The organism is Pseudomonas hunanensis (genome assembly GCF_013393325.1).
In the GTDB taxonomy this organism is placed as follows: Bacteria; Pseudomonadota; Gammaproteobacteria; order Pseudomonadales; family Pseudomonadaceae; genus Aquipseudomonas; species Aquipseudomonas putida_P.
Genome location: NZ_QJRC01000095.1, coordinates 426928 through 446278 on the forward strand (window position 1 = coordinate 426928; position 19351 = coordinate 446278).

15 protein-coding genes are annotated in these 19351 nt (G+C 63.1%); 3 read left to right on the forward strand and 12 right to left on the reverse strand.

The features are described from left to right. Window positions 1-7: 7 nt before the first annotated feature. From DM807_RS18745 to DM807_RS18755, 3 genes are all read right to left on the reverse strand, one after another. The gene (locus tag DM807_RS18745; protein ID WP_003253929.1) at window positions 8-310 is read right to left on the reverse strand and encodes an urease subunit gamma; all 303 of its coding nucleotides are present in this window, start codon (window positions 308-310) and stop codon (window positions 8-10) included. Window positions 311-319: 9 nt separating this feature from the next. After that, window positions 320-1153: an urease accessory protein UreD gene (locus DM807_RS18750; protein WP_012272564.1), complete on the reverse strand. Its 834-nt coding sequence runs from the start codon at window positions 1151-1153 to the stop codon at window positions 320-322. A gap of 273 nt (window positions 1154-1426) precedes the next feature. After that, window positions 1427-2341, reverse strand: coding sequence for a site-specific integrase (locus tag DM807_RS18755; protein ID WP_012272565.1), 915 nt, complete (start codon window positions 2339-2341; stop codon window positions 1427-1429). Window positions 2342-2555: 214 nt separating this feature from the next. Here DM807_RS18755 and DM807_RS18760 point away from each other — a divergent pair, with 214 nt between their 5' ends. Then, complete coding sequence (locus DM807_RS18760) at window positions 2556-3737, forward strand: NnrS family protein (RefSeq protein ID WP_179027703.1); 1182 nt, start codon at window positions 2556-2558, stop codon at window positions 3735-3737. 31 nt (window positions 3738-3768) lie between these two features. On the opposite strand, the gene DM807_RS18765 is transcribed toward DM807_RS18760, so the two are convergent. The 9 genes from DM807_RS18765 to DM807_RS18805 form a co-directional block, all read right to left on the reverse strand. Beyond that, complete coding sequence (locus tag DM807_RS18765) at window positions 3769-4800, reverse strand: hypothetical protein (RefSeq protein WP_244965056.1); 1032 nt, start codon at window positions 4798-4800, stop codon at window positions 3769-3771. Between the two features lie 134 nt (window positions 4801-4934). Continuing rightward, window positions 4935-7196, reverse strand: coding sequence for an ATP-dependent DNA helicase (locus DM807_RS18770; RefSeq protein WP_179027704.1), 2262 nt, complete (start codon window positions 7194-7196; stop codon window positions 4935-4937). Beyond that, window positions 7193-8842 (reverse strand): VRR-NUC domain-containing protein, encoded by a 1650-nt coding sequence (locus DM807_RS18775; protein ID WP_069942473.1) that lies wholly within the window; start codon window positions 8840-8842, stop codon window positions 7193-7195. The genes DM807_RS18770 and DM807_RS18775 overlap by 4 nt, the downstream gene beginning before the upstream one ends. A gap of 228 nt (window positions 8843-9070) precedes the next feature. Further along, the gene (locus DM807_RS18780) at window positions 9071-10372 is read right to left on the reverse strand and encodes an MFS transporter (protein ID WP_244965071.1); all 1302 of its coding nucleotides are present in this window, start codon (window positions 10370-10372) and stop codon (window positions 9071-9073) included. 99 nt (window positions 10373-10471) lie between these two features. Next, on the reverse strand, window positions 10472-11689 hold the full coding sequence (locus tag DM807_RS18785; protein ID WP_179027706.1) for a fumarylacetoacetate hydrolase family protein: 1218 nt from the start codon (window positions 11687-11689) through the stop codon (window positions 10472-10474). A 20-nt stretch (window positions 11690-11709) separates the two neighbouring features. Then, window positions 11710-12768 carry an Ldh family oxidoreductase gene (locus DM807_RS18790; RefSeq protein WP_179027707.1) on the reverse strand — a complete coding sequence of 353 codons (1059 nt, stop codon included), beginning with the start codon at window positions 12766-12768 and terminating at the stop codon, window positions 11710-11712. A gap of 35 nt (window positions 12769-12803) precedes the next feature. After that, entirely contained in the window at window positions 12804-14345 is a 1542-nt protein-coding gene (locus DM807_RS18795) for a UxaA family hydrolase (protein WP_012272572.1), read from the reverse strand. A gap of 185 nt (window positions 14346-14530) precedes the next feature. Then, window positions 14531-15484 (reverse strand): LysR family transcriptional regulator, encoded by a 954-nt coding sequence (locus tag DM807_RS18800; protein ID WP_012272573.1) that lies wholly within the window; start codon window positions 15482-15484, stop codon window positions 14531-14533. 27 nt (window positions 15485-15511) lie between these two features. Next, complete coding sequence (locus tag DM807_RS18805) at window positions 15512-16459, reverse strand: LysR family transcriptional regulator (protein ID WP_012272574.1); 948 nt, start codon at window positions 16457-16459, stop codon at window positions 15512-15514. A gap of 101 nt (window positions 16460-16560) precedes the next feature. Between DM807_RS18805 and DM807_RS18810 the strand changes: the two genes are divergently transcribed. Further along, window positions 16561-17874 (forward strand): L-fuconate dehydratase, encoded by a 1314-nt coding sequence (locus DM807_RS18810; RefSeq protein WP_012272575.1) that lies wholly within the window; start codon window positions 16561-16563, stop codon window positions 17872-17874. Between the two features lie 66 nt (window positions 17875-17940). Next, on the forward strand, window positions 17941-19242 hold the full coding sequence (locus tag DM807_RS18815) for an MFS transporter (protein ID WP_012272576.1): 1302 nt from the start codon (window positions 17941-17943) through the stop codon (window positions 19240-19242). Window positions 19243-19351: the final 109 nt, after the last annotated feature.

Sequence of the window (19351 nt, forward strand, 5' to 3'; positions counted from 1 at the left end):
GGTAGTTTCAGACGATGGGGTCATGTACGGTCACTAGTTTGGTGCCATCCGGGAAGGTCGCTTCGACCTGCACGTCGTGGAGCATTTCGGCGATACCGGGCATCACCTGCTCACGGGTCAGCACCTCGCGCCCCAGGCTCATCAGCTCGGCGACCGTCCGGCCATCGCGGGCACCTTCGAGCACAGCGGCACTGATCAGCGCCACCGCTTCCGGGTAGTTGAGCTTCAGGCCACGGGCCAGGCGACGCTCGGCCAGCAGCGCGGCAGTGAACAGCAGCAGTTTGTCTTTCTCTCTCGGGGTAAGCTCCATGGGGCTCTCTCAGGTGGCCCAGATACGCGGTGGGCAGGCTGGCAGGCCGAGGATGGCCGGGCGCAGTACATGCCACAGGCGTTGCAGGGTGCGTTGCAGGTGTTGGTTGTCGTGGTCGAGCAGGCGGATCACCAGCAGCGACCCGAGCAGGGTCGCGCCAGCCGGGTTGCCCAGTTCGTCGAGCAATGAGCGGACCTGCTCCAGCACGGCCTGATCGGCCGGTGCGGCACAGAAGGTGGCAAGCAGCGGATGCCCGCCAAGCTTGTCCAGATGCCCGCCGGCGATACGCAGGCGCTCATGCAGGCCAACCTCGTCGGGCAGTTCGATGTGCAACAGGCTGTCCAGGGTGCCGTGGTCGAAACGCTCGTGCATGACCGGGCGGCCCAGGCACAGGGTTTCCCAGGCCAGCAGGCGGGCGCCCGGCTCAAGGCTGAAACGGCTGGCAAGGCTGGCGCGGGCGCCCGAGAAGAAGATGCTGTCCTGCGGCAACCACTCCAGGGTGCTGCCAGCGGCCAGGTGAAAGCGTTGGGTCAGCCGCGCGGTCGGGCCGATGCTGCGGTAGAACTTGCTGGCGCCGGGCATGGTCAGCAGCGCGTGGCTGCCCGGCTCCAGGTGAATGTTCAGCTCCAGGCGGTCGCCGGCGACGATGCCTCCCGGTGGGTGCAATACATAGACATGGCACGGCGAACCTTCGGGATAGAAAGGCCGCTGCACCAAAAGAGGTCCGAAATGTTTCCACGCACCAAGGCGGGTCACGTCGCCACGCTGGACAAAGCGCAGTTGCAAGTGAGCGCTCCAGCCCGCATCGCCTTGTTGTTGTTCGATCTGCTCCGCGAGCGACATCCTGCGGCCCCTGAAATACGTGGCCTGCTGGCCGTTTAGAGGGTACGGCGCGGGCGGCTGCTAGCGCGCACGGCCTGACCACTCGATCAAATTCGCAGGCTGGATATAGCAGGTTGCGGGCCAACTTCGCAGGTGAACGATGATGAAACTTTTGCCGCGACCGCTCTGGCATCGGGCATACAGGAGATGGCGCACAAAGCGGGGGCGCGCTTGGGCCCTGTTTCGGTGCTATACGTGCAGATGGGGCTGCTCTGCAGCCCAAACAATCAAAGCTCAGTAGTCGAAGCGGTCCACCGCACGCCGGCGCTCGTTGTCATCACGCCGGTCATAGATGGCCGTGGTCTGGATATTGGCATGGTGCGCCAGCTTCTGCGCGATCGACAGGTCGTGCTCTTCGATCACACGGGTAATGAACGCCCGGCGGAAGTCGTGCGGCATGATCTTCACCCCCACCTGCGCGCCGCGCTGGCGGGCGATGTAGTAGATCGCATGCTTGGTGATTCGCGCTCGGGTGATGTGGCTGCCACGACGGATGCGGTTGAACAGGAACGGGTCATCTTCCGCCCCGGCAGGCAGGTCCTGGCGGCGCAGGTCAAGCCAGGCTTGCAACTTCTCGAACGCCCACGGCGGTGCGTACTTGACCAACTGGTGGTTGCCCTTGCCCACCACCTGCAAGCTGCGCGCTTGGAAGTCGACCTGGTCGAGGTCGATGTCGACCGACTCCGACTTGCGCATGCCTGTGCCGTACAGCAAGGCAATGATCGCCGCGTCACGCACCCCCTGTGGCCTGGGGTCGGCCGCGCACACGTCCATCAACTCGCGAATCAGGCTGCGCCGCAGGTTGCGCCCTGGCGGCAGGCGGGTGCCCGTGGCCGGTTTGACCTCGCGAATGCGCAACAGCAGCTCATGGTCGATCAGGCCTTGGCGCCAGGCCTCGTTCATCACCCCGCGAATCGCGTTGACATACAGCGATGAGCTGTTGGGCGCGTAACCGTCGGCCCGCAGCGCCGCCACCAGCGCGATCACATGGCCGGGCTCGAGCCGATGCCAGGGCACATCGACGATATTGCAGTCGACAAAGCCGAGCCGATCGGCGGCGTCCTGAAGGATGTAGCGCATGGTTTGCTGGCTGGATGGGGCCAGGCGGGCCATGTACTGCAGCAGCGGATTTTTCGAGAGGTCGGACAAAGCGTGAATCCTGTAGCGAAGCGTCAGCCGGGAGCAAACCGGCAAACCCTGACGCAAGTCAAAACGACATACAAGCAAGTCCCAATGACCGCGAAACGCGCATGTCATTCGGACCCTGAGCAGTGCCATCACCTTGATATTCAAGGGCTTTGCAATTGGCACGGATCGTGATCTTACCCCAATTGAAGCCTACTGAACGAACCAAGGACCGCCCATGCTCGTGCAACCGATCGCTTCACGCCCACGCCAGGCCGTCTGGGGCCTGGGTTTTCGCCCGTTCTTCCTGGGGGGCAGTTTATTTGCGCTGGTCGCCTTGTTGTTGTGGGTCGGTGTACTGACCGGGGCGCTGGCCCCTGCCCCGCCGGGCGGCATGCTCGCCTGGCACCGCCACGAAATGCTTTACGGCTTCGCCGCTGCCGTTATCGCGGGTTTCCTGCTGACCGCCGTGCAGAACTGGAGTGGCATCCCTGGCTTGAGCGGGCGGGCGCTGCAGGGTGTGTTCCTGCTTTGGCTGCTGGGCCGGGCAAGTTGGTTCCTGCCGTTACCGGGTGGCTTGCTGGTGCTGATCGAAGGCAGCTTCCTTCCGCTGGTGGCGCTTAGCCTGGCGCGACCGATCGTGCAACGGCGCCTGCGCAACAATTACCCGATCGTCGGCCTGGTAATGTTGATCGCCGCCTGCCAGTGGCTAACCTTGGCCGGCTGGCTGCGCCAGGACGAACTGTGGCAACGTCGGGGCGTGTTTGCCGGGTTGTGGCTGGTGGCGGCGATGATGACCGTGCTCGGCGGCCGGGTCATTCCGTTCTTTACCCGCCGAGGCCTGGGCAACATGAGCGCGGCCCCTGCCCGCCCATGGCTGGACCGGGCCTGCTTGTTGTTCAGCGTGGCCGTACCTTTGGCGTTTGTCAGTGGCCTTGCCGATACACCGCGTGCCAGCCTGGCGGTGCTGTTCTTTGCACTGTTCACGCTGCACTCGGCCCGCCTGGTGCTGTGGCACGACCGTGGCCTGTGGCACGTACCGCTGCTGTGGTCGCTGCACCTGGCCTACGCCTGGATCGCCCTCGCCTGCCTGGGAATGGCACTGTGGCACGCCGGGGTGGCACTGAACCCTAGCCTGGTGACCCATGCCCTGACGGTCGGGGCCATGACCGGGCTGATCCTGGCCATGATGGCGCGGGTCAGCCTGGGCCACACCGGCAGGCCATTGCAGGTGCCAACCAGCATGGTTTGGGCTTTTGCCCTGATGCAACTGGCGACCTTGGCGCGGGTGGTTCTGCCGCTGTTCTCATCGCTGGGGGTTAGCCTTTCGGCACTGTGCTGGTGCCTGGCACTGCTGCTATTCCTGCGCCATTATCTCCCCATCCTGTTGCAGCCGAGGACAGACGGCATGCCGGGCTAACGGGCTCGCCGAAATGGGCCAGTCGTTAACGTCAATCGCTTGTAGCCGCGTAGATGAATTCACCTACCTTCTCACCAAGCACTTCCCTCTCGAGGCCGCCAACAGCCCCTTCAGCTCCGACCCGTAGAATCCCACACACTGGAACGCTGATGCCGCCAGCCCCAACCGCAAAAGCCGCGCATAACGTACCGGCGGCCAATCCAGCGCCAGTGGAAACGAGCGCACTTAACCCAAGGCTTCCGGCAAAACTAACTGCCTCTGTCATTCGGGTCTTTTTGCACACCTGCGTCTCACCGGCCCGGCAAACCTTCTGAATGTTCATGCAAGACGAAGTACCTCCGAGCCCAATTGCAGCATGCCCACCCTCTTTAAGGTACTTACCGAGCCGCGCCACCTTATCCAAATGCGTCGCATACCCCGCAATCTGCCCCGGGCCTCCCGCTTTCGACCAATGGTGCACCAGGCACTTGGTCGAAATATTCAAACGATTCTTCAGCCGTTCATAGCGCCCCAGATTCAACTGCTTGTTAAGGAATGCCGCCTTCAGCTGACCATCCAGCTGCTGCAGTAACTGCCGGCGTTCGGCAAAGAAAGCCGGGCTGTAGTTGATGTGCAATTGCTCGATACCCATCAATGTATGACTGACCCGCTCCAAGCCTTGATCCAGCTTGCCCCTCCCCACGCCCATGGACAGGCTGGCGTTGCCGAGCAAACCGGCGATATCGGCCTGGTGCTGCATCATGAAGTCCGCTTCAGCGAAATCGAGCACCTTCAGCGCGCACCGCGCGTGCTGTGCAGCTGCCATCAGTTCTCGCTCCTCGCGCGCGCAGGCATGTTCGTTGTCAGGGTCACCCATGACGAAGATTTCACCTGCCTTGAACCCTTGTTCGAACGTCGGGTTGAGCCGCTGTAACAGGGAAATCGGCAACGTGGCAGCGTGCTCGGCCAGTTGCAGCAGCACCTGGGGGAACGACATGCGTCGAGGAACCACGTAAAAGCCAGGCTCCAGCGTACCAGGCAATGCGTCGACTGCCTGACCTTGTCCTTCCAGATTGGCTCGCATAAACAAACTCCCTGTGCATGGTCCAGGTTGGAAAACCTAACATCAGCAAGGGAGTTGTAATCGTCACCCGTTGAAATTCAGATACGTCCTACAAGTCAGTCGAATTGCGAGTGATCGCCCAAGGCAAGAAACCGCTAGACGATAGCCGCCGGCCACCACCCAGGGAACATCTGCTGAACCCTGGGCTCAGCGAAACGTTCGTCAATAAGCACCAACACCCCGCGGTCCTGGTCGCCACGGATAACCCGGCCAGCCGCCTGGATCACCTTGCGCACGCCCGGGTAGAGATAGGCATAGTCGAACCCCGCGCCAAACTGCCGCCCAAGGCGCTGCTTGAACTGTTCGTTGACCGGGTTGACCTGGGGCAACCCCAAGGTGGCGACAAACGCGCCGATCAACCGCGTGCCTGGCAAGTCCACCCCTTCGCCGAAAGCACCGCCCAATACGGCGAAGCCCACACCTCGGCCATCGGTGACAAAGCGATCGAGGAATGCCTGGCGGGCCGCCTCGTCCATGCCCGGTTCCTGAGCCCACAGTGGAATCTGGCCATGCTGCTCGGCCAACAGCCGGGCCACCTGTTGCAGGTACTCGAAACTGCTGAAGAACGCCAGGTAGTTGCCCGGCATGCGCTCATACTGTCGGGCAATCAGCTCGACGATAGGTGCCAGGGAGGCTTGGCGCTGCTGGTAGCGGGTGGACACCTGGCTGGCAATGCGTACTTCCAGCTGTTCGGCACGAAACGGCGCGGACACTTCGAGCCAGGCGGTGTCAGCGGGCATCCCTAGCAGGTCGCTGTAGAAGTGCCGTGGGCTCAACGTGGCGGAAAACAGCGTCACACTGCGCGCCGCCTGCATACGTGGGGCCAGCAGGCGCGCCGGGGTGACGTTGCGCAGGCACAGTGTGGCCAGCCGCCCTTTGCGCGTGCCCTGGCGCTGGCTGATGTCGAACAGGAAGTGCTCATCGAACAGTTCGGCAACCCGGCTGAACTGCAAGGCCTGATAGAAGAACTGCAATACCTGCGGGTCCACGTGTGCCGGCGCTTGGTTCATTTGCTCCTGAATCAGCCCGATGCACTGCTGCAAAGCACGCAACAGCCCGTCGGGCAGCGACTCGCTGGCGTGGTACGGCGCACGCTGCTCTTTATACAGCGCGTTCCAGTACCGGTTTAGGCGGTCCAGCGCACTGACCAGCCCGGGCGGTTTGCTCTGGCGCAAGGCCAGCAGTTGCCCTTGGTCAAGGCTGGCGCTGTACATGCCGCGCCCACGCTCGACCAGGTTGTGCGCTTCGTCCACCAGCACCGCTACGCGCCACTGGTTGAGCTGGGTCAGCCCAAACAGCAAGGCATGCGCGTCGAAGTAGTAGTTGTAGTCGGCAACCAGCACGTCGGCCCAGCGCGCCATCTCCTGGCCCAGGTAGTACGGGCATACCTGGTGTGCCAACGCCACTTCGCGCAGGTTGGCGCGGTCGAGCAACGGCTGTGCGGCCGCAGCCTCGCGTGCTGCCGCCAAACGGTCGTAGAAACCCGCAGCCAATGGGCAGGATTCGCCATGGCAAGCCTTGTCCGGGTACTCACAGGCTTTGTCGCGGGCGATCAACTCCAGTGTGCGCAAGGCAGGTTGCGGCGTGGCATCGGTGATCTGACGGATGGCGTCCAGGGCCAACGCCCGGCCTGGGGTCTTGGCGGTGAGGAAGAACAGTTTGTCCAGCTGTTGCGGCACCATTGCCTTCAGTAGCGGGAACAAGGTGCCTAGGGTCTTGCCAATGCCAGTGCTGGCCTGGGCCATCAGGCAACGGCCGGTGCTCACCGCCTTGTACAAGGTTTCAGCCAGCTGCCGTTGGCCCTGGCGGAATTGTGGATAGGGGAAGCTCAGTGCCTGCAGGCCTTGATCACGATCACCCAGGCGTCGATGCTGATAGTGGGCCCAGCCGAGAAAGCGCTGGCATTGGATTTCGAAGAACTCCCGCAACTCGGCAGCCGTGTAGTGCTCGCTGAACAACGTTTGGCCATCGCTGTCCACGTCCAGGTACACCAGCGCCACCTCGATGCTCGGCAGTTGGCGTGCCTGGCACATCAGCCAGCCATAGACCTTGGCCTGTGCCCAGTGCAACTGGCGGTGATTGGCCGGCTGACGCGCCAGGTCGCCTCGGTGCGTCTTGATCTCTTCCAGGCGATTGCTGCCAGGGTCATAACCGTCTGCGCGGCCCCGCACCTTGAGGGTTTCGAATTGGCCTTCGAGGGTGATTTCGGACTCGTAGCCCGCAGCTCGCCGGGCCACTACCCGCTGATGCCCTTCAATGCCTTCCTGGGCGGTGGGCGACGGCGTGAAACGCAGGTCCAGGTCACCGACCTTGGCGCTGAACTCGCACAAGGCACGCACTGCCACGCTGTAGCTCAAGGCGTTTCGCTCCAGCGCACATGGCACACCGCGACGGGCAGGCCGTGTTGCCTGCAGAACTCCAGCCAGCGCAGTTGGTTGTCCTGCAGACGGTCACCGGGCCCCTTGACCTCGACCATGCGATAACGGCCCTGCTCGGGCCAGAACTGGATCAGGTCCGGCATGCCGGCGCGGTTGCTGCGAATGTCCTGCAGCAGGCGCAGAAAGCACTGCTTCAGTTGGGCGGCCGGCAGGCAAGCCAAAGCCTGTTGCAGCAGGTCTTCGCTGAGCATGGACCAGAACACGAACGGCGACTGCAGGCCCTGCTTGCCCTTGTAGCAGTCGAGAATCGCCTGGTGATGGCTGCCGTCATCGAGCCGCCCGAGGCAGCGCTGGAACAGTGCACTGCGCCGTTGCTGGAAGTCGCTGTCGTGCAGGTCCTGTGGCGCAGCCTGGAACGGGTTGAAGAATGCGCCGGGCACCGGGGCGAAGATGGCCTCCCAGCACAACAGGCCAAACAGGCTGTTGAACAACGTGTTCTCCACATAATGTGCCTGCCCCCCCTCTAGCGCCAGGTGCTGACGCACGGCTTCTTCCACGCCCAGTGCCGCGTGCTCGCGGGGCAGTTCAAGTTCGATCAGCTCCAGCGGCGCGACACGCTGGCGCCGCTGTGGCGGGCCGCCAAGCTTGCGCGCCAGGCGTGGCAGCATGCGTTCCAGGGCCTGCACTTCCAGCGCATTGGCCGGTGCCGCAGCCAGCTGTAGCGCCAGTGCATGGGCCTGGGGCCACTGTTCGCTGCGCTCCAGTACCCGCACCTGGCGAATGCGTGCCTGGGCATGGTCGCACTGCGCGTACACGGCCATGGCCAGATCCCAGTCCCCCTGGCGCTCGCATTGTTGGCCCAAGGCGAATTGCAGCCGCGCATGGCGCCGGGCCAGCCAAGGGTTTTCACTGTTCAGCCCTTGCAGGGTCGCGAGGATCGACACTGGGTCGCCACCCTGCTCCAGGCGCTCGGCGCACTGGTGCAACGCCATGGCCAGGTCGAGCTCGTCACGCCGTTGCAAGGCTCGGGAATCGCTGCTGAACGGCACCTGCTCGTAGCGCAGCAGGCCAAGGTCGGCGAGGACGAAGTCTGACCAGTCCTGGTACAGGTTGCCGAAGAACAACAAACGCACCCGGTCGCACAGAGGCTGCAAGCACCACTGAAGGATGCGCACCTCGCTGTCGGGAAACCATTCGGCCAAAGGCCGGGCCCGTAGCTCCAGTGGCTTCAGCTGTGCCAACAGCTCATGCTTGGCGGCACGCGGGCGGCTCAGTTGTCGGGCGAAACAACGGGCCAGTTCGTCCTTGCGTAGCAAGGCGAACAGCTGCTCCAGTTCCAGTTGCTCGGGTTCCCGCACCCAGCCCAGGGCCTGCAATGGCTGCAGCGCCAGCGCAGTGTCGCCGATTTCGGCGTAGTCGAGCCGGTCGCTGCGAAACAACTCGCCTTTGCGCATGACCATACGCACCATCAAGGCTTGGGCTGGTGCTTGCAGTTGGCTGAATGCGCGGATGAAAGCCAGTTCCTGGTCATCGAGCAGGTCCTGGTAGCGCTGTTCGACCCACAGCACAACCTGGCGGAAGTTGTACAGGTAGTAGAACGGGTCGTCGACGGAATGGGCGATCACGGGCTAAGGTCAGTTTGTGGTAACAGGCACTGGTTATACATACAGACAAGCATGCCTGACAAGCGCCGTGGGTCAGCTCGATGGTGCTTTGTGTAGGAGCGGCCTTGTGTCGCGATGGGCTGCGCAGCAGCCCCCGGATATCGAGAACAACGCCAATATCACTGAGGCCGCTTGGCGGCCCTTTCGCGACACAAGGCCGCTCCTACAGGGGTTGCGTGACGTATCAAACTACTTGGTTGCTGGAACCATCCCCTCTGCCTCGACCTTGGCACTGCCGATCGGCGCCTGCAGCAGCAGGAAGTACGCCACTGCCGAGCACAACGCCACCACCGCGCTGATCATGAACGCCGTGGTGAACGAGCCCGAATACTGGATGCTGAACCCGGTCACGATCGGTGCCACGGAACCGGCGATGTAACCACCAAAGTTCTGGATCGAGCCAAACGACGCCACGCGCTGGCTGTCGACAATGGTGTTGACGATCATCCAGGCGGTGGCACTGGCCATGTTGATGCTGAACAGCGCCAGGCACAGCAGGATGATGCAGCCGGTCAGGCCGGTGACGAAGGACAGGGGCAAGGTGAACAGCGCGGCCAGCACCAGGCCGGTGATGACACTGAACTTGCGGCCACCCAGCACGCTCATGCCACGCTTTACCAGCCAGTCACAGAAGCGCCCGGCAACGATGGTACCCGCGGCACCAAAACCGTAGGCCAGCGACACGACCCAGGCGGTCTTGTACAGGTCCAGCCCATGTTCACGCTCGAAGTAGCCTGGCAGCCAGGTCAGGTGCAACCAGAGCATGTAGATCACCCCCATGAAACCCAGCACCGCGCCCCAGGTACTGCGGTGCTTGAACAGGGCGAGCCAGCCGGCGAAGTAGGATGCCTTCGGCGTGGCTGCAGCGGTTACCGGCGCCTGGTGCTCGCCCGGCAATGGCTTGCCTTCGGCCGCAAGCTCTGCCAGGTAACGGGCCTTGCTCTTGTAGAAGGTCAGCCAGCACACCGCCAGTACCACGCCGATCACACCGGTAATGATGAACATGCCGCGCCAGCCGAAGTTGACCATGAACAGCGTCAGCAAGGGTGGCGCCAGGCATGGGCCCAGGCACGTCGACGACCAGACCACGCCGGTCGGGGTGCCGCGTTCGTTGGCGTCGAACCACTCCGACAAGGCTTTGGCCGCCGATGGGAACATCGGCGCCTCGCCAATCCCCAGCAATACCCGCAGGCCCATGAATCCGGCAAAACTGTTGACCATGCCAAACGCTGCCTGGGCTACCGACCAGCCCAGCAACGAGGCACCCAAGGCGATCTTGCTGCCCAGGCGGTCGATGATCATGCCCATGGGCAATTGGGCAAAGGCATAGGCAATGGAAAACGCCGACAACAGAATGCCCATCTGCGACGGGCTGATCATCATGTCTTTCTGGATGGAGGTGTTGGCAATCGACAGCGCACTACGGTCCAGGTAGTTGACGATGCCGATCAGCAGCAGGAACACGACGGTGATGCGCTGGTACTTCTTCATAGGGTTCATGTGATGACCTTTCTTATTATTGTTGCCGCGCTATCAGCGCCTTGACGATCCCTCGATGCTGCTGCGCCCCTCCCTGACGCAGCGTGTCGTTCAAAACTGGCGCGCGGTGGCTGCAACCTCCAACAGGCCACGTTGGCCAAGGTTGTCGATCAGCGCGCGCAGGCCAAAGGCCCACTGCGGTGCCAGATCGCTGGTGGTCACGCGGTTGCACAGAGTACCCAGTTGCGGGTTGCTGATGCTCACCACGTCACCCGGTTTGTGGGTAAAGCCGTTACCCGGCTGATCGCGGTCCTGCTTGGGAGCGAACAGGGTACCGAGGAACAGCACCAGGCCGTCGGGGTATTGGTGATTCTCGTTGAGGGTTTGCTGCACCAGGTCTTGCGGGTCACGGCTGATCTGCCGCATTGAGCTACGCCCGGACAGGATGAAACCGTCCATGCCTTCGACCCGCAGGTCCACCTCGGCGGCGCGCACATCGTCCAGACCGAAGCTTTCGTCAAACAGCCGCAGCAGCGGGCCCAGTGCAGTGGACGCGTTGTTGTCCTTGGCCTTGGACAGCAGCAAGGCGCTGCGCCCTTCGAAGTCACGCAGGTTGACGTCGTTGCCGAGCATGGCGCCCTTGATGCTGCCATCGCTCGACACCGCCAGTACCACTTCGGGCTCTGGGTTGTTCCAGCTGGACTTGGGGTGGATGCCAATGTCGGCGCCGTGGCCAACGGCCGACAGCGGCTGGGCCTTGGTGAACACTTCGGCATCCGGGCCGATGCCCACCTCCAGGTACTGCGACCACAGGCCCTGCTCTACCAGCACCTTGCGTAGCGCTTCGGCCTGGGCCGAGCCAGGTACGATCTGCGACAAATCGGCCCCGATGCGGCTGGCCAGGGTGTCACGGATAGCGTCAGCCTTGGCCGGGTCGCCCTTGGCCTGTTCTTCCACCACACGCTCCAGCAGGCTGGTGGCGAAGGTCACGCCTGCGGCCTTTACCGCTTGCAGGTCGATCGGCGCCAGCAGCCAGGGTTGGCGTGGGTCGCGCTGGGCGGGGTCGCTGTTGCCCAGCAATGCCGGCAACGCAATCAAGGGTTCGGCCAACGGCAAGGCACGCAGGTAGGCCACCGGGTCGGCCACTTCCAGCAGCGCCGATACAGTCGCCACGTGGGTGCTGATATCGTAGACGGCACCGCCTTTCACCAGCACTACCGCCGGCCCTTGGTCCGGCAACCAGACCCGCCCTACCCAGCTGCCGTTATCGAACACGCTGGCATCATGTTTTAGCGTCAGCGGTTGATTGGCGTTCGATCGTTCAATCATCGGTGTACCCTTAATGTGCATCAATGGGAAAGTGCCGGCAGTTGCAACTGCCCGGCCAGGCGGTCAAAGTCGGCCACCACCTGAGGCGAAAGATTCACGCCCTGCTCCAGGGCCTGGCGACGCAGGGCAAGGCCAGCTTGCCCAGGCAAACGCACCGGGCGCTCGGGGTCGAGCGGGCGGCTGGCAAGTACCAGTCGGCCCAGGAAGCTGGTTTCATCGGTGAACGCTTCCAGGCCGCCAAAGAAGCGCGGGTCGATGACCACGGCAGTAGCCGAGGCACCCCACTGCTCTGGTGCATCCTTGCGCCCGTGGCCGCCCAAGCCCGACGTCAGGGCTTCAACCAGCAGCGCAAGGGCGAAGCCTTTGTGGCCAAAGGCCTGGCCACCCAAGGGCAGGATGCTGCCTTGCGGGCGAGTGAAGAAATCACCTGGGTCGTCGCTCAGTTGCCCGTCATTGCTCACCACTACCGGGTGCGGCAGGCGGCTGCCGGCATCGCGGCATTGGCCGACCAGGCCGAGGGTGACGGTGGACATGCTGACATCGAGCAGAATCGGCTCGCCCTGGGTCGGGATACCGGCAGCAATCGGGTTGGGGGTGTACACCGGGTCAATGCCGCCATGGGCGCAAACCAGCCCCACCGAAGGGTCCGAAGAGTAAACCATGGCCACCAAGCCCTGGTCGGTGTAGGGCTTGAGATAGGCAGCCAGGCAGCCTATATGCGCCGCACGGCGCACCACTGCAATACCGATGCCCTGTGCGGTCGCGCCCTTGGCCGCACAGTCCAGGGCCCGGCTGACGCAATACGGCCCCAACACATAATGGCCGTCGAACAAGCTGGAAATGCCACTGTCCGCGACCTGTTCCAGCGCCTGCGCGCGGGCCTTGACGTGCCCGCTGAGCATACCGTCGATGTAGCGGCTGACCAGGTTCAGGCCATGGGTACGATGGCCGAGCAATTCGCCTTCGAGCAGCACCCGGGTCACCGCCTGGGCGACATCGGCATCCGCACCGGCTTTGGTGAACAGTCGCTCGACAAACGTGGTCAGTGCTTGCGCGTCGTACTGCGTGTTTTGAGTCATGGCAGTTACCTCGAAAAGGGGACGGGAGCGGTCGATCAGGTCACTGCCCCAATCTGCCAGGGCACGAATTCGTTCTGTCCATAGCCGTGCTGTTCGCTCTTGCTGCGTGCTCCAGAGGCAATGCGCAGCATCTGTTCGAAGATGAATGCGCCGCGCTCCTCGATACTGGTAGAGCCGTCGGCGATGCCACCGCAATTGACGTCCATGTCCTCTTGCTGGTGCTCGAACACCCGGTTGTTGGTCGCCAGCTTGATCGACGGTGCCGGGGCACAGCCGTAGGCCGAACCACGGCCGGTGGTGAAGGCGATCAGGTTGGCCCCCCCGGCCACCTGACCGGTGGCCGATACCGGGTCGTAGCCAGGGGTGTCCATGAACACCAGGCCCTGGGCACGCACGGCTTCCGCGTACTGGTACACATCGACCAGGTTGCTGGAGCCAGCCTTGGCCACCGCACCCAGGGACTTCTCGAGGATGGTGGTCAGCCCCCCTGCCTTGTTGCCGGCCGAGGGGTTGTTGTTCAGTTCGGCGTTCATGCGCTGGCAGTAGTCTTCCCACCAGCGGATGCGCGCCACCAGCTTTTCGCCCACCTCACGGCTTACCGCGCGGCGCGTCAGCAAGTGCTCGGCACCGTAGATTTCCGGGGTCTCGGAGAGGATCGCGGTGCCACCGGCTGCCACCAGGCGGTCGACAGCATTGCCCAATGCCGGGTTGGCGGTAATCCCCGAGTAACCATCGGAGCCGCCACACTGCAGGCCGACTACCAGGTGCCGGGCGCTGACCGGCTGACGCCGCACCTGATTGGCCTCGGCCAGCAGCGTCTTGACCTGTGCGATACCGGCTGCGATGGTTTTCGACGTGCCACCAATCCCCTGGATGGTGAATGCGCGCAGTTGCGCGCTGGCCTGCAGGCCCTGGGTTTCCAGCAGGCTTTCGATCTGGTTGGTTTCGCAGCCCAAACCAATGATCAGCACGGCAGCGAAGTTGGGGTGAACGGCATACCCGGCCAAGGTGCGGCGCAGCAGGCCAAGGGCTTCGCCGCTGGGGTCCACTGCGCAACCGGCACCGTGGGTCAGGGCCACCACGCCGTCGATGTTCGGATAGTCGGCCAGCACCTCGGGATGGATGTCACGGCGAAAATGGTCGGCCACGGCGCGGGCCACGGTCGCCGAGCAGTTCACCGAGGTAAGAATGCCGATGTAGTTGCGGGTAGCGACCCGGCCATCGGCGCGCACGATGCCCTGAAACTGTGCGGTGCTGCCCGGCTGAGTGCGGGTATCGACACCAAAGGCATAGTCACGGGCAAAATCGCCCATCTGCACGTTGTGCACATGGACATGGTCGCCAGCGTCGATAGCCTGCGAAGCGAAGCCGATGATCTGCCCATAACGGCGCAGCGGCTGGCCCTGCTCCACACGCTCGGTGGCGAGCTTGTGGCCCGAGGGAATTGGCTGGCGCACGGTGATCGCCTCGGCATCCAGGCGCAGCCCTTGCGGCAGGGCCTGGCGAGCAATGAGCACATTGTCCAGCGGGTTGAGGCGGATGACGGCTGGGTCACCGGATTTGGCAATCAGTTGCATGGGACCTCTCAGGGCGGTGCGGCTGACTTCTTGTTATGGCTGTCGCCACTGTAAGAAGCCTTGCGCAACATTCCCAATGAGATGATCCGATCGAACGATAACCTGGCGTTATCGCAACAAGATATCGGTGCGAAATCTTCAATCGACTATGGGGGCCATTGGGTCGTGCAGCAGCCCCCCGCTTCCTATGCTAGCGCTGCCCTGCGACGTTGTGCGCCCTCCAGCAAGATCTCGACAAACGCGCGGGCCGAAGCACTCAGCGGTTCATCCTTGCGGGTGACCACACCATACTCCAGCGCCGGCACATGCAAGGGGCTGTGCAGCTCCTTGAACTGCCCGCTGGCCAACTGCGCAGCAACCATCGAGCGCGGTAACATGGCGATCATCGGGGCTGATTGCAGCAGTTGCAGGAACATCGGCATGGAGATGGTCTCCACGCTGTCGGCGGGCGTTGCGATACCGGCCACCCGAAACGCCTGCTCCAGGCGGTTGCGGATCGGCGTGCCCACCGGGTACAGCACCCACGGCCAGTCGCCGAGTGCTTCCAGTGGCGTGCTGTCGAGCTGGTTGAGCGGGTGCTCGCTGTTCACTACCAGGCTGAAGGGCTCGGGCTCCAGCGGCTGGAAGTCGAACAGTTGGCTGAAACGCTCTTCGGTGAAACGGCCAATCATGATGTCCAGCTTGTTCTGCTCAAGCATGGTCAGCAGGTGATCACTGGAATGCTCCACCACTTCAATCGACAGCAATGGGCTGCGTGCCTTGATGGCGGCGATGGCCTGCGGCAGCACCAAGGCGGTTGCGGCAAAGATCCCACCAACGCGGATAAAGCCATGCCCGCCGTTACGCAGGCGGTTGACCTGGTCGACAAACTGTTGCGACTCGGCCAGCGCACCCTGGGCGTAACGCACCACGTATTCACCCAGCTCGGTGGGCGGCATGCTGCGTGGCAGGCGTTCGAACAGGGCAAAGCCGAACTGCTCCTCAAGGTCACGCAGCATCTTGCTGAGTGCTGGTTGGCTGAGGTTCATGCGTGTGGCAGTAGCGTGCATGTTGCGCGTGCGCGCCAGGGTATCGATCAGCACCAGGTGCTTGTAGCGGATCCAGTTGCAAAAACTGGAATGGGTCATGTCCGGCGGCATAGACGCAGGGCCTCGTGCGGGTGAAAGTTATTGAGCGCGCAAATAGCCCAGCAAGGTATCGAGGGCAACCGAGTTGGGCCGCGAACGCAGGGTCAGCACGCCAAGGTTGGCCATGGCCAGAGGAAGTTCCACGGGCAGGATGGCGACCATGCCATAGCGGGCATAGTGCTGGGCCACGTCATTGGGCACCACCGCGATCATTTCAGACGCTTCGAGCATGGCAGTGGTCGCCAGGATCGAGGCGGTTTCGACGATATCCAGCGACTGCACCATGCCCCCGGCCTGCAATGCGCTTTCGACGCGGCGGCGCATCGGGCTGCCGATGGGGTGCAGAATCCAGGTCAAGTGCACCAGATCGGCTAGCTGCAGGCAGGCGACTGTAGCCAAGGGATGGCCTGCGCGGGCAATCACGCGCATTTGTTCACCGCCTTCGAACAGCTCGATGTTCAACGCCTGGCTGTCGCTCTGGTCCGGCAGGCGCCCCACCACCATGTCGAAGTCGCCACGCAGCAAGGCGGGCAGCAAAGTATCGCTGGTGCCTACTTCCAGGGCGATGCGCACGTTGGGGTGGTCGCGTTTGTAGGCCAGCACCGCCTTGGTCAGCACACCCGGTACCGGGCCCATGACGCTGCCCACCCGCACCAGGCCGGAAGCCCCGCGCGCCAGTTCGGCAATTTGCGCCTGGGCATGCTCGAACTCATGCAACGCGTTCTGCGCATAGCGGATCATCACCTCGCCATACAGCGTCGCTTGCATACCCCGTGGCAGGCGTTCGAACAAACGCACCCCCAGGCGCTCCTCGAGCTGCTGCAGCAACAGGCTGGCAGCCGGTTGCGTGGTGTGCATCGCGGCCGCCGCACGGCGCAGGTTGCCGAATTCGCCCAAGGCATTGAGCAACGTGATCTGCCGGCTGGAGATCTTCAGTGCGCCGAGGCTGGCAGGCACCTGGGTATTGTCGGTTGACGAGCGAGACATATCGAATCCGGTATCGCTGGTTAAGATTTGGCGATTATGCCTGTATCGCTCGACAACCTACAGTCAGCGCTCCCAGTGCTTGAACAGAACAAGAGCCGACCATGAGCATACGTATTACCCACCTGAGCGTTCGTGACATCCGTTTCCCCACTTCGCTGTCGCTGGATGGCTCCGACGCCATGAACAGCGCCCCCGACTATTCGGCGGCCTACGTGGTGCTGCACACTGACGCAGCAGCCCTTGAAGGCCACGGCCTGACCTTCACCATCGGCCGTGGCAACGAGATTTGCGCGGCAGCGGTGCAGTCGCTGGCCCCCCTTATCGTCGGCCTTACCCTTGAAGAAATCACCGCCGACATGGGCGCTTTCTGGCATCGCTTTACCGTCAGCGACAGCCAGCTGCGCTGGCTGGGCCCGGAAAAGGGCGTGATCCACCTGGCCACTGCCGCCATCATCAATGCCGTATGGGACCTGTGGGCCAAGCACGAGGGCAAGCCCGTCTGGAAGCTGCTGGCCGACATGACACCCGAACAGCTGGTGCACTGCCTGGACTTCAGCTACGTCACCGATGTGCTCACACCCGAAGAAGCCATCGCCCTGCTGCGCCGTCAGGCACCGGGCAAAGCCCAGCGCGAGGCGCAGATGCTGCGTGAAGGCTACCCAGGCTACACCACTGCACCGGGCTGGCTGGGCTACAGCGAAGAGAAAATGCGCACGCTGGCCCGCGAGGCCGTGGCAGACGGTTGGACCCATATCAAGCAGAAGATCGGTGCCGACCTGGAAGAGGACATCCGCCGCGCCAGCATCCTGCGCGAAGAAATTGGCTGGGACCGCACCTTGATGATGGACGCCAACCAGGTGTGGAGCGTGGAGCAGTCTATTGCCAACATGCGCCGCCTGGCTGCCTTCGAACCACTGTGGATCGAAGAGCCGACCAGCCCCGACGACATCCTCGGCCACGCCACCATACGCCAGCGCATCGCGCCGATTGGCGTGGCCACCGGTGAGCATTGCCATAACCGGGTGATGTTCAAGCAGATGTTCCAGGCCGGTGCGCTGGACTTCTGCCAGCTGGACGCAGCCCGCCTGGGTGGCCTGAACGAAGTGCTGATCGTACTGCTGATGGCGGCCAAGTACGACGTGCCGGTGTGCCCGCACGGCGGTGGCGTCGGGCTGTGCGAATATGTGCAGAACATTGCCTTGTTCGACTACATCGCGGTGTCGGCCTCGTTGCACAACCGGGTGCTGGAGTATGTCGACCACCTGCACGAGCACTTCATCGACCCGGTGGTGATCCGACGCGGGCGCTACATGCCGCCACAACGCCCCGGTTACAGCATTGAAATGCACGCCGAGACCCTGGAGCGCTACCAGTACCCCAATGGCGCAGTGTGGCTCGACATCAACCGCTCCTGACCCACAGACCTGGGTGTGCCGTGGCCACACGGCACGCCACCAGCACTTTTCATGGGGAAAAAAACAATGACAACCCTCACCCGCGCAGCGGCTTCGGCCCCTGCCGCCACGAACGAACAGCGCCTGAACAGCTTGCTGCTACGCAGATTGATGCCACTGCTCATCGTCGTCTACGTGATGAGCTTTCTTGACCGCACCAACATCGCCCTGGCGAAAGCGAGCATGGGCATCGACCTGGGCCTTTCGGCAGCAGCCTATGGCCTGGGCGCTGGCTTGTTCTTTCTCACCTATGCCCTGGCCGAAGTGCCCAGCAACCTGATCATGCACCGGGTGGGCGCGCGCTTCTGGATCACCCGCATCATGATTACCTGGGGCCTGCTCTCGGCGGGCATGGCCTTCGTCCAGGGTGAAACGTCGTTCTACATCATGCGCCTGTTGCTGGGGGTGGCCGAAGCGGGCCTGTTCCCCGGTGTAATGTTGTACCTGACCTACTGGTTCGACCGCGAACAGCGCGCCCGCGCCACCGGTTACTTCCTGCTGGGCGTGTGCCTGGCCAACATCCTCAGTGGCCCGCTGGGCGGTGCCCTGCTGGAAATGGATGGTGTGCTGGGCTGGCACGGCTGGCAGTGGCTGTTCGTGCTCGAGGGCCTGCCTGCCGTGGCCTTGGCCTTCGTGGTGTGGAAAAAGCTGCCGGACGGCCCGGCCTCGGCGCCCTGGCTGTCGGCCGCCGACGCCCAGGACATCGAACGCCGCCTGGCCGCCGAACGGGCTGCCGCACCGCAGCAGAGCAAGCTGGGGCAGATGTTCCGCGACCGGCAGATCTGGCTGGCGATCGGGGTGTACTTCGTGCACCAGATCACCATCTACACGGTGATTTTCTTCCTGCCCGGCATCATCAGCACCTACGCTGCCCTATCACCCTTCCAGGTCGGCCTGCTGACAGCAGTGCCCTGGATTGCCGCTGCCATAGGCGCCGCCACCTTCCCACGCCTGGCCACCTCACCGCGCCGCTGCCGCACGCTGCTGTTCTTCGGCCTGTTGACCATGGCCACCGGGTTGCTGCTGGCATCGCTGAGCAGCTCCTTCATTGGCCTGATCGGTTTTTCCCTTACCGCACTGATGTTGTTCGTGGTGCAGTCGATCATCTTTGTCTTCCCCTCCAGCCGTCTGAGCGGTAACGCACTGGCGGCGGGCCTGGCCTTCGTCACCACCTGTGGCCTGTTGGGTGGCTTCGTCGGGCCGTCGGTGATGGGGTTGATCGAGCAGACCACCGGTAGCACCCGCCATGGTCTATGGATCATTGCAGCATTGCTCGTATTGGCGGCACTGGTCAGTACCCGTTTGCGCCAAGGGCAGGAACAACACTAAGTAGTACGCAATTTCACGCCCCTGCCAGGAGCAGCCTTGTGTTACGAAAAAGCCATGAATGCCTCATGCAGTTATTTGGCATGCCGACCCTTTCGCAGCACAAGGCTAC

Bases quoted from the DNA above. Each gene is read 5' to 3' on its own strand.
- DM807_RS18795 (WP_012272572.1), bottom strand. From the start codon at position 14,345: ATGCAACTGATTGCCAAATCCGGTGACCCAGCCGTCATCCGCCTCAAC.
- DM807_RS18780 (WP_244965071.1), bottom strand. From the start codon at position 10,372: ATGAAGAAGTACCAGCGCATCACCGTCGTGTTCCTGCTGCTGATCGGC.
- DM807_RS18785 (WP_179027706.1), bottom strand. From the start codon at position 11,689: ATGATTGAACGATCGAACGCCAATCAACCGCTGACGCTAAAACATGAT.
- DM807_RS18745 (WP_003253929.1), bottom strand. From the start codon at position 310: ATGGAGCTTACCCCGAGAGAGAAAGACAAACTGCTGCTGTTCACTGCC.
- DM807_RS18790 (WP_179027707.1), bottom strand. From the start codon at position 12,768: ATGACTCAAAACACGCAGTACGACGCGCAAGCACTGACCACGTTTGTC.
- DM807_RS18800 (WP_012272573.1), bottom strand. From the start codon at position 15,484: ATGCCGCCGGACATGACCCATTCCAGTTTTTGCAACTGGATCCGCTAC.
- DM807_RS18750 (WP_012272564.1), bottom strand. From the start codon at position 1,153: ATGTCGCTCGCGGAGCAGATCGAACAACAACAAGGCGATGCGGGCTGG.
- DM807_RS18810 (WP_012272575.1), top strand. From the start codon at position 16,561: ATGAGCATACGTATTACCCACCTGAGCGTTCGTGACATCCGTTTCCCC.
- DM807_RS18815 (WP_012272576.1), top strand. From the start codon at position 17,941: ATGACAACCCTCACCCGCGCAGCGGCTTCGGCCCCTGCCGCCACGAAC.
- DM807_RS18760 (WP_179027703.1), top strand. From the start codon at position 2,556: ATGCTCGTGCAACCGATCGCTTCACGCCCACGCCAGGCCGTCTGGGGC.
- DM807_RS18805 (WP_012272574.1), bottom strand. From the start codon at position 16,459: ATGTCTCGCTCGTCAACCGACAATACCCAGGTGCCTGCCAGCCTCGGC.
- DM807_RS18765 (WP_244965056.1), bottom strand. From the start codon at position 4,800: ATGCGAGCCAATCTGGAAGGACAAGGTCAGGCAGTCGACGCATTGCCT.